Source organism: Isoptericola sp. NPDC057391 (assembly GCF_042668085.1).
Lineage (GTDB): Bacteria > Actinomycetota > Actinomycetes > Actinomycetales > Cellulomonadaceae > Isoptericola.
The window spans coordinates 1-9,979 of the sequence record NZ_JBHVBO010000154.1 but is presented as its reverse complement, the minus strand read 5'-3'; the positions used below and the strand labels follow the sequence as shown (position 1 = coordinate 9,979).

Below are 9,979 nucleotides of genomic sequence, written 5' to 3'. Positions count from 1 at the left end.
GCACCGGCGGGCCCGAACCTCTCCCGGCGAGGTAGTCGGATCTTTGGACTACCTCGCCGGTTCGTGAACTACCTCGCGAGATTCGGGACTACCTCGGCGGTCAGGCGTAGACCGTGCCCATGAGGTCGCGGACGTCGGCCAGCGTCCGCTCGGCGACCTCGTTCGCGCGGGCGTTGCCGCGGGCGAGGACGTCGCGCACGACGGCGGGCCCGTCGGTCGCCAGCGCGGCCCGTCGCTCGCGCAGCGGGCGCAGTCCCTCGACGACGGCCTCGGTGACGACCTCCTTGAGCCGGCCCGCCCCGGCGCCGCCCACCGACGCGGCGAGCTCCTGCGGCGTCGTGCCCGCGAAGTGCGCGCCGATGCGCAGCAGGTTCGCCACCTCGGGCCGGCCCTCCGGGTCGTGGGCGATGTGCCGCTCGGAATCGGTGCGCGCACGGCGGAAGAAGCGCACGGTCTCGTCCTCCGTCGCGCGCAGCTCCAGCGCGTTGCCGCGCGACTTGCTCATCTTGGCGCCGTCGTTCCCGAGCACCGTGAGCGACGGCGTGAGCAGCGCGTCCGGCTCCGGGAAGTACGGGGTCGCGGCCGCGTACCGCTGGTTGAAGCGGCGCGCGACCGTCCGCGTCGTCTCCAGGTGCGGCAGCTGGTCCAGCCCCACGGGCACGAGGTTGCCGTGGCAGAACAGGATGTCCGCCGCCTGGTGCACCGGGTAGGTGAAGAGCAGGCCGGACATGCCGCGCCCCTGCCGCTTCTCGGCGTCCGCGGCCTCCGCCTTGACGGTGGGGTTGCGCTCCAGCTCGGCCACGCTCACCAGCGACAGGAACGGCAGCAGCAGCTGGTTCAGCGCCGGCACGGCCGAGTGCGTGAACACCGTGGACCGCGCCGGGTCGATGCCCGCGGCGAGGTAGTCGAGCACCACCTCGCGCACGACGGCGGGCAGGTCGCCCGCGTCGTCGCGGTCGGTGATGACCTGGTAGTCGGCGACGACGAGCACGACCTCGACGCCGGCGTCCTGCAGGCGCACCCGGTTGTCGAGCGTGGCGAGCAGGTGGCCCAGGTGCAGGGCGCCCGTCGGCCGGTCGCCGGTCAGGACGCGGAAACGGCCCGGGTCGCGGGCCAGCTCGACCTCGATCTCGGCGGAGCGAGCCTGCGCGACGGCGGCGCTCGCCGTCACCGGGGCGGGGGCGGAGGTGGGGGTGGTCAGGACGGTCGGTGCGGTCATCGGGTCGGCTCCTCGGGGAAGGCCGCCCGTCGGTCCGGTCCGGACACAGAGGCGTCCCGGCTGCGACGAGCAGCTCGGGACGGGGACGTGGGCGCGTCGGGTCAGGGCTGCGGAGGCAGCCACCACCAGCACGCGCGCGTCGTCATGGCGCCATGCTACGCCCGGGCCGCCGCGGGACCCGGCCGGGTTCGTGAATGCCCCGGGCGACAGGGCAGAATGTCGGCCGTGATCCGCTGCGTGTTCGCTCTGTCCCTCGGCGTGCTCGCGGCGTCGATCCTCGGCGACGCCCTCACCGGAGACCCGCTCTACGGCACCCTCCTCGTCGTCGCGATCGTGGTGGCGAGCATCGCCCTGCCGCTGACCATCATGGGCAGCGTCATGGGCGGCATGGGCCTGGCGGACCCCAAGAAGGTGGCGGCGGCGAAGGCCGCGGGCCGCACGGCGCTCGCCCGGGTGACCGGCATCAAGGCCACCGGGTCGAGCATCAACGACCAGCCGGTGTGCGAGATCGAGCTGCTGGTCGTCCCCCGACAGGGGCGCGGGCCGTACCGCACCACCGTGCGGCAGCTGGTGAACCTGGCCCGGCTGCCGTCCGTGCAGCCGGGGGCGGTGGTCGTCGTGACGCAGCTCGACCCCGAGCGCCCTGAGGTCGTGCTCGACGACGCCCCCGACCTCGACTGGGCACGACGTGCCGAGACCGACCGGCAGGTCCGCGAGCTGCGCGACGCCGAGGTCTGGGCGCTCCCGCACCGCGGCCGCTCGGCGGGCGGCATCCGCCACATCCCGTTCGTGGTCTTCCCCGTGCTGGCCGTGCTCGGGTTCGCCGCGGCGCTCTACCCCGCGTGGGACGAGGCCGGCCGGCTGCTGGAGACCCGTTCGATCGACGCCGTCCGCGCGGAGCACGACGCCGCCGCGGCCGCCGAGACCTCCATGTTCACGCCCGGCAACCTGGAGCCGGCGATCGACGCGGTGCTCGCGCTGTCGGGCGGCGAGGTCACCCAGGTGTACGTCTACGACCAGTCCGTCAGGGTCACCGCCCCCACGTCCCCCGGCGCCACGACGACGGACGAGTGGGAGTTCCGCGACGGGGAGGCGGTACACACCGGCGCGTCGCTCATCCAGCCCGAGCCCGAGGACGTCCCGCGGGAGGTCTTCGACGCCACCGCGATCGACTGGGCCGCCCTGCCCGCCCTGTACGACGAGACGCAGCGGCTCACCGGCATCGACGACACCGACAGCCCGTCGTTCTACGTCGAGCGGCTCGTCATCACTGGCGAGAAGCCCACCGCGCCCCTGGTGCGCACCTACGTCGACGACGACTACCACGACGGCTCGGTGGACTACTCCACCGACGGCGAGGTCGTGAGCACGAGGGGCGGGGCGCCCGGGTCGGAGACGGCCGCGGCCGAGCAGGACGACGCCTGATCGCCGCCCTCAGGCCGGCGGGGTGAGCAACGGCCCCAGGTCGGAGGCGTCCACCAGCGGGTCGTCGAGGTCCACCGTCACCTGCGACCGCGCCATCACCCGGGCCGAGCCGGTGACGGCGGAGCGCAGCGCGGGGTAGTCGCCCACCCGCGTGCGCTCGAGCACCGTGCCCACGAACCGGCTGCCGCGCGGCGAGATCGTCTCCAGCGACTCGCCCTCGCGGATCTCCCCGCGCTGGGCCATGAGGGCGAGGCGCGCCGACGTGCCGGTGCCGGTGGGGCTGCGGCAGAGCACGCCCGGGTGCACGTAGGTGGCCGACCGGGACTCCCAGCGGTCGTCCCCGGCCCGGCGCAACGGGCCCATGAAGTGCGCGAACGGCAGCGGTCCGACGTCGCCCAGGTCGGGGTGCTCCTGGCGCAGGCCGGGCCGGGCCGCGCGCACGAACGCATCCCCGAAGGCCGTGAGCGCGACCTGCTCCGTCGGGCCGATGTCGAACCCGTACCGCGACGCGTCGACCAGGGCGTAGTACGCGCCGCTCCAGACCAGGTCGAACAGCACGTCCCCGTGGTACGGCACCTCGACGCTGAGCGCCTCGTCGGCCACGTACGCCGGCTCGCCCTCGGTGGTGATGGACACGACCCGCCCGTCGATCACCCGGGCGCTCACGCGGGCGAGGCCCGCCGGCGACTCCAGGGTCACGTCCTGCAACCCGTCCCCGTCGCGCAGCGGGATGGCCCCGCTCTGCAGGAGGGCGGTGGCCGTGCAGATCGTGTTGGAGCCCGAGTACAGCGGGTACCCCATCGCCTCCATGATCACGTAGCCGGCCTGCGCCCGGGGGTCGCTGGGCTCCACGACCAGGTCCACCGACATCGCGGGGTCGCCGTACGGCTCCGAGAGCAGCAGTCGGCGCAGCCCGTCGCCCTGCTGCTCCAGGAAGCGTGCCTTCTCCAGCACCGTCCGCCCGGGCAGGGGCTCGACGCCGGACATGACGACCCGGCTGACGTCGCCGCCCGACTGCGCGTCGATCAGCTCGATGGTGCGCTCACGGCTGCGCATACCGTGCCCCCACGCTGTCCCAGTGCCGGTCCGGCACGACGACGAGCTTGCCGACGTAGGACTTCGCCAAGAACGCGCGCTGCGCGTCGTGCAGGGCGGAGAGCCGGAACGTGCGGTCCAGGAGGGGGCGGATCTCGCCGTCGGAGATGTAGCGCACCAGCCGCCGGAACGCCGTGCGCGTGCCCTGCGACGACCCGTGCAGCTCGAGCTGCTTGAGGTACACGGTGCGCAGGTCGAGCTGCACGACCGGCCCGCCGATGGCGCCCGCCGTCGTGTACCGCCCCTCGGGCCGCAGGACACGCAGCAGGTCGTTGAACATCGGCCCGGCCACCAGGTCGGCGACGACGTCGACCGGCCCGCCCACCACCCGCTCCACCTCCGCGACGAGGTCGTCGACGTCGCGCAGCACGACGTCCTGAGCCCCGATCTCCCGCAGCGCCGCCTCCTTGCCGGCGCTCGTCACCGCGTACGGGACGGCGCCGCGCACGCGGGCGAGCTGCACGACCGCCGACCCGACGCCGCCGGACGCCCCCGTCACGAGCACGCGCTCCCCCGCGCCCACCCGCGCCCGGTCGAGCATCTGCTCCGCGGTCAGGTAGGCGCAGCAGAACGTCGCGAGCTCCGCGTCGGAGAGGTCCGCCGTGATCTCGTACGCGTTCTCGGCTGGGGCCGTCATGTACTCGGCGTACCCGCCGTCACGCCCGTGCCCGATGTAGTCGATGTCGGCCAGGCTGTCGTCGCCCTCCGGCCGGTGGTAGAGCGAGAAGTCCACCATCACGCGCTGCCCGACCCGGTCGGCGGGCACGCCGTCACCGACGGCGGCGACCACGCCGACGGTGTCCGCGCCCTGGACGCGCGGGAAGGTGAGGGTCGATCTCCCGCGTCTCCACGTCGAGACGGACCCCGGGTCCGTCTCCGTGCCGTACGCGCCCTCGCGGACCCACACGTCCGTGTTGTTCATGCCGCAGGCGTGCACGTCGATCAGCACCTCGCCCGCCGCGGGCGCGGGGGTGGGCACGTCCTCGCGGTACACCAGCCGGTCGAGGCCACCGTGGCCGACGAGCTGGACCGCCTTCATCACCGCCGGAATCTCCCCCATCACGTGAGCCTAGGGGCGCCAGGCCCGCGGCGTCATCGGGAGCACGTCGCCCGGGCCCCCGGCGACCGGTGGGAGAATCGGGGCCGTGCCCGACCAGCTCCCGCCCACGCCACCGGTCTCCCCCGAGCCGTCCCCGTTCGCCCACGTCGTGTACTACGAGCCGCGGATCCCGGGGAACACGGGCTCCGCCATCCGCCTCGCCGCCGTGACCGGCGCGCGCTTGCACCTCGTGGAGCCGCTGGGCTTCGACCTGTCCGAGGCGAAGCTCAAGCGGGCCGGGCTGGACTATCACGATCTCGCCGTCATGGACGTGCACCCGACGTACGACGCCGCGCTCGACGCCCTGCCCGACGCGCGCGTCTTCGCCTTCACCGCGCACGCGACGACGACGTACACCGACGTCGCGTACCGGCCCGGCGACGTCCTCCTCTTCGGCCCCGAGCCGACCGGCCTGCCCGACGAGGCGATGGACCACCCCCGCGTCACCGACCGCGTGAAGATCCCCATGCTGCCCGGGCGCCGGTCGCTCAACCTCACCAACGCCGCGTCGATCGTCGTCTACGAGGCGTGGCGGCAGGCGGGCTTCCCCGGCGCCGTCTGATCACGGACCGGTCGCGCCGCGCGCGCACGATCGTGCACGTTCTCCCGCGTCAGGTCTCAGCCCGCACGACGCGGACGAGCTCGCCGATCCTGCCCACCACCTCGGAGCCCGGGTCGGCGTCCGTGACGACGCCCGCGACGGCGTCGAACCCGATCACCTCGAACGGCGACGCGGCGCCGATCTTCTCCGACGAGCCCAGCACGTAGGTCTCGGCCGCGCGCGCGGCGAGAGCCCGCTTCATGGCGGCCTCGTCCGCGTCACCGGTGGTCAGCCCGGCGTCGGGGTGGATGCCGGTGACGCCGAGGAGGAAGAGGTCCGCGGAGATCCGCTGCGCGGCCTCGACCGCGGCCGCGCCGCTCGCCACCGCGGAGTGCTTGAAGAGTCGGCCGCCGAGCACGAACACCTCGGCGACGGGGTGCTCGACCAGGGCTGTCGCGACGGTCGGGCTGTGCGTGACCACGGTGCAGGACAGGTCGGGAGGCAGCGCCCGGGCCACGGCGAGCGCCGTCGTCCCGCCGTCGAGGATCACCGTGCTGCCCGGGTCGATCAGGCGCACGGCCGCCGCGGCGACGCGCTCCTTGCCGGCCACCGCGACCTGCCGGCGGCCGGCGTAGTCGGCGACCGCCGGGGACACCGGGAGCGCCCCGCCGTAGACGCGCTGGCACAGCCCTTCGGCCGCCAGCTCGCGCAGGTCCCGCCGGATGCTGTCCTCCGACAGGCCGAGCTCGGCCGCGGCCGTCCTGGCCACCACCTTGCCGTCGCGGCGGAGGGTCTCGAGGAGGTGGGCACGCCTCTCGGCAGCGAGCATCGTGAATCTCGTTTCTTCATAGTTCTGCATGTTTGTGTCTAGTCTACGGGCATGAACCGACCCCTGCTGATCCTGTTCGCCGGGCCGTACCGGTCCGGCACCGACGGCGACCCCGCTGCCATGGAGGCCAACCTGCGCCGCCTCGAGGAGGCGGCCCGATGACCGGGCGCCCCGGCGTCGACGTCCCCGACCACCGCGGCCGGACGGGCCTCGACCGGGCCGGGCGTGGCCTGCGCCGCAACCCGGACGTTGTCGTGCGCGACGTCGAGCTCACCTCCCAGGGGTGGCACGTGCTGCGCCGCACGACCTTCGACCACCGACGCCGGGACGGGACCTGGCGCACGCTCGAGCGGGAGACGTACGACCGCGGGGACGGCGCGACGATCCTCCTGCACGACGACGCACGGTCCACCGTGCTGCTCACCCGGCAGTTCCGCTTCCCGGCCTACGTCAACGACCACCCGGACGGGATGCTGATCGAGACGGCCGCGGGCCTGCTGGACGACGACGACCCCGAGACCGCGATCCGCCGCGAGGTCGCCGAGGAGCTCGGCGTCGCGGTCGGGCCGGTCGAGCACGTCTTCACCGCGTACATGAGCCCCGGCTCCGTCACCGAGAAGGTCCACTTCTACGCGGCGCCGTACACGCCCCGCGACCGCGTCGGTCCCGGCGGAGGGGTTGCCTACGAGGGCGAGGACATCGAGGCGGTCGAGCTCCGCCGCGACGACGCCCTGGCCATGATCCACGACGGCCGGATCGTGGACGGCAAGACCATCATGCTGCTCCAGTGGTGGGCGCTCCGTGGCTGACTCCTGGCCGACCCCGGCCGCCCGACCTCATCCTCCTGGCGGATGCCCCCGCCGTCGCCGGACGGCAGGATGGCGACCATGCGCAGCAGCCTCTTCCACCACACCGAGCCGCAGGGCGAGCCCGGCAGCTTTCAGCTCGTCAACCCGCGGATGCTCAAGGTCGACCTCGCCGGCTCCGGCGGGTTCTTCTACGCCAAGCAGGGGTCGATGGTCGCCTACCAGGGCGACGTCGACTTCGCGTACGAGGGCGCCGGCGGCATGACCAAGCTGTTCAAGAAGGCGTTCACCGGCGAGGGCATGTCGCTGATGAAGGTCTCCGGCGGCGGCGACGTCTTCCTCGCCCAGGACGCCGACGAGGTGTTCGTGCTGTACCTGGAGAACGAGAGCGTCACCGTCTCCGGCAGCAACATCCTCGCGTTCGAGAGCACCCTGACCTGGGACATCAACCGCGTGCAGGGCGCCTCGATGCTCAGCGGCGGGCTGTTCAACACCACGTTCACCGGCTCGGGCGCGCTCGCCGTCACCGCCTACGGCACCCCCGTGGTGCTCGAGGTGGACGAGCCCACCTACGTCGACATGCAGAGCGTGGTGCTCTGGTCCACGTCGCTCACCAGCACGGTGCGCAAGACGGCGAAGCTCGGCGCCGCCATCGGCCGCGGCTCGGGCGAGGCGTACCAGCTCGGGCTCACCGGCCAGGGCATCGTCGTCGTGCAGGCCTCCGAGGGCCACCCCCTGCCGACCCAGGGCTGACGCCGGGGCCGGTGGCCACGATCGCCACCAGCACGAACAACGCGCCGACGCCCAGGACGCGCACGTCTCAGCCCTCCAGCAGCCACGCGGCCGCGCGCCGCAGCAGCTCCGCGTGCGACGAGGAGTCGTAGGCGCGCACGTCGTGCCCCAGCCCGCTGTACACGGTGCGGCCGCCGTGCGCCTCCGTGACCCAGACGGCGGGGTGCCGCTCGCCGTCGTCGCCGGTCACCCAGCCCAGCACCTGGGACGACGGCGCCACGCGGAGGTGGCAGTACCGCTCGTCGACCACCTCGACGGCCCCCAGCCCCTCGGTGATCGGGTGCGCGCCGACCGCCAGCGGCACCGTGGCCGGGCCCAGCGGCGGGTGCATCGAGGTGCCGGGCACCCACCGGCCGCCGAGCACCTCCTCCCACTCGGGGTGGTCGCCGAACGCGTTCGCCGCCTGGTGCACGGCGAGCACCCGGCCGCCGGCACGCGCCCACGCGTCGAGGCGGGCGTGGAACGGCGCCCACGCCGCGTCGTCGGGCCCGATCCCGGCCTCCCGCAGCCCCGGCCACGGCGTGCCCGCGTTGACGACCAGCAGGTCGACGCCGTCCAGGTCGTCGAGGCTGTCGGGGAACGTCGAGCGCACGACGACGTCGGGAGCGCCGGTCGCCAGGTCCAGGCCCGAGAGCACCAGCGCCAGCCGGTGGGAGGTCGCCGCATGGTCGTGCCAGGGGTCCTCGTGGCGGCCGCGGCCGGCGAGGATCAGGATGCGGGCTGGTCGGGAGTCGCGCGTCGTCGTCACGACGCCCCATCCTGCCCGGCCGCACCCGTCCGCAGCCACCGAGCGGTCGGAACCGCTCACGGCGTGACGGCCCATTCCGGCGATGCACGGCGCGCCGCGGGCGTCGCTTGCATCCTGGGACCGCTGTGGTGGGCTGTTCGGCGCACGGTCACTGTCGCCCGAGTCACTCGACGGCGCCCGCCGTCAGGAAGCCAGAGGACAACGATGCCTGCTCGCTCCGCCCGCACGACCCCTCCCCGCCGTCACCGCGTGCGCCGCGCGGCCGCGGTGCTCGCCGCCGCCGCCCTCGCCGCCACCGGGCTGGGCGCGACGAGCGCGGCCGCCGCCGGCGGCGGCCACCCGCAGCCCGGCGCCGGGACGAAGGCCACCCGCGCCGCGGCCGTGCTCATGGACGACTACGACCCCGAGAAGGCCTGGTGGCCGTCGAGCTGGTGGAACTCCGCCGTCGCGACGGAGACCGTGATCGAGTACATGCAGCGCACCGGCGACACCAGCTACCTGCCGCAGGTGGACCGCACGTTCGAGCGCAACAAGGCCCCCTTCCCCGCGGGCGAGATGTCCAGCGACGAGATCTGGGGCAACTTCACCAGTCGCGCGATCGACGACGCCGGGTGGTGGGGCCTGGCGTGGGTGCAGGCCTACGACCTCACCGGCGACCAGAAGTATCTCGACATGGCCGAGACGATCGGCGAGTTCATGCACGGGTACTGGGACACCTCCACCTGCGGCGGAGGCATCTGGTGGAACCACGAGCGCACCTACAAGAACGCCGTCACCAACGGCCTGTGGGTACGCCTGACGGCCGAGCTGGCCAACCGCGTCCCCGGCGAGAGCCCGTGGCTGGAGCGCTCGCAGGCGGGCTGGGACTGGCTGGCCGGCAGCGGCATGATCAACGACGACGGGCTGATCAACGACGGCCTCACGGACTCCTGCGAGAACAACGGCGGCACCGTGTGGTCGTACAACCAGGGCCTCGTCGTGGGCGCCGGGCTCGAGCTGTACCGGGCCACGGGCGACCCAGACGTCCTCGCGGCCGCGCGCGACGCCGCCGACGCAGGCACCAGCAGCCCCGCGCTGGTGGCCGACGGCATCCTCACGGAGAGCTGCGAGGCCGACGGCACGTGCGACGACAACCAGAAGCAGTTCAAGGGCATCTTCGTGCGCTACGTCGACGAGCTGTCCGACTCTCTGCCCGACCACCCGTACGAGCGGTTCCTGCACATCCAGGCGGCGTCGGTCTGGGCGCACGCCCGCACGGCCGACGACCGGCTCGGCCTGAGCTGGGCGGGGTCGGCCGCGACCGGCCGGGAGAACGTCTTCGACTGGCGCACCCAGGCCAGCGCGCTGAGCGCGCTGATGGCGAACATGCCGGCGGAGTAGCTCGTCCGGAGGCGGAGCCGGGCCCGCGGGAGAGCACCTCTCGCG

At 73.7% G+C, this 9,979-nt stretch carries 10 protein-coding genes; 5 read left to right on the top strand and 5 right to left on the bottom strand.

Features of this window, described 5'->3' with window-relative positions; genetic code table 11:
• Positions 1-100: 100 nt before the first annotated feature.
• Positions 101-1,219 carry a tryptophan--tRNA ligase gene (gene trpS / locus ACFUVW_RS16500; protein WP_430572404.1) on the bottom strand — a complete coding sequence of 373 codons (1,119 nt, stop codon included), beginning with the start codon at positions 1,217-1,219 and terminating at the stop codon, positions 101-103.
• A gap of 225 nt (positions 1,220-1,444) precedes the next feature.
• Here trpS and ACFUVW_RS16495 point away from each other — a divergent pair, with 225 nt between their 5' ends.
• Positions 1,445-2,644: a hypothetical protein gene (locus tag ACFUVW_RS16495; protein WP_430572403.1), complete on the top strand. Its 1,200-nt coding sequence runs from the start codon at positions 1,445-1,447 to the stop codon at positions 2,642-2,644.
• A gap of 9 nt (positions 2,645-2,653) precedes the next feature.
• Here the strand turns inward: ACFUVW_RS16495 and ACFUVW_RS16490 are convergent, their stop codons facing one another.
• Both ACFUVW_RS16490 and ACFUVW_RS16485 read right to left on the bottom strand, forming a co-directional pair.
• Positions 2,654-3,700 carry a proline racemase family protein gene (locus ACFUVW_RS16490; protein WP_430572402.1) on the bottom strand — a complete coding sequence of 349 codons (1,047 nt, stop codon included), beginning with the start codon at positions 3,698-3,700 and terminating at the stop codon, positions 2,654-2,656.
• Positions 3,687-4,799, bottom strand: a complete 1,113-nt coding sequence (locus ACFUVW_RS16485; protein WP_430572401.1) for an alcohol dehydrogenase family protein — start codon at positions 4,797-4,799, stop codon at positions 3,687-3,689. Before ACFUVW_RS16485 ends, ACFUVW_RS16490 begins: the two co-directional genes overlap by 14 nt.
• Before the next feature lie 148 nt (positions 4,800-4,947).
• Here ACFUVW_RS16485 and ACFUVW_RS16480 point away from each other — a divergent pair, with 148 nt between their 5' ends.
• Positions 4,948-5,400 carry a tRNA (cytidine(34)-2'-O)-methyltransferase gene (locus tag ACFUVW_RS16480; RefSeq protein WP_430572405.1) on the top strand — a complete coding sequence of 151 codons (453 nt, stop codon included), beginning with the start codon at positions 4,948-4,950 and terminating at the stop codon, positions 5,398-5,400.
• Between the two features lie 49 nt (positions 5,401-5,449).
• Here the strand turns inward: ACFUVW_RS16480 and ACFUVW_RS16475 are convergent, their stop codons facing one another.
• Complete coding sequence (locus ACFUVW_RS16475) at positions 5,450-6,208, bottom strand: DeoR/GlpR family DNA-binding transcription regulator (protein ID WP_430572400.1); 759 nt, start codon at positions 6,206-6,208, stop codon at positions 5,450-5,452.
• 158 nt (positions 6,209-6,366) lie between these two features.
• Here ACFUVW_RS16475 and ACFUVW_RS16470 point away from each other — a divergent pair, with 158 nt between their 5' ends.
• Both ACFUVW_RS16470 and ACFUVW_RS16465 read left to right on the top strand, forming a co-directional pair.
• Entirely contained in the window at positions 6,367-7,017 is a 651-nt protein-coding gene (locus tag ACFUVW_RS16470; RefSeq protein WP_430572399.1) for an NUDIX domain-containing protein, read from the top strand.
• 78 nt (positions 7,018-7,095) lie between these two features.
• Positions 7,096-7,767 (top strand): AIM24 family protein, encoded by a 672-nt coding sequence (locus ACFUVW_RS16465; RefSeq protein WP_430572398.1) that lies wholly within the window; start codon positions 7,096-7,098, stop codon positions 7,765-7,767.
• A gap of 67 nt (positions 7,768-7,834) precedes the next feature.
• Here ACFUVW_RS16465 and ACFUVW_RS16460 read toward each other — a convergent pair whose 3' ends face one another.
• Entirely contained in the window at positions 7,835-8,554 is a 720-nt protein-coding gene (locus ACFUVW_RS16460) for a ThuA domain-containing protein (RefSeq protein ID WP_430572397.1), read from the bottom strand.
• Between the two features lie 204 nt (positions 8,555-8,758).
• Between ACFUVW_RS16460 and ACFUVW_RS16455 the strand changes: the two genes are divergently transcribed.
• Positions 8,759-9,934 carry a glycoside hydrolase family 76 protein gene (locus ACFUVW_RS16455; protein ID WP_430572396.1) on the top strand — a complete coding sequence of 392 codons (1,176 nt, stop codon included), beginning with the start codon at positions 8,759-8,761 and terminating at the stop codon, positions 9,932-9,934.
• Positions 9,935-9,979: the final 45 nt, after the last annotated feature.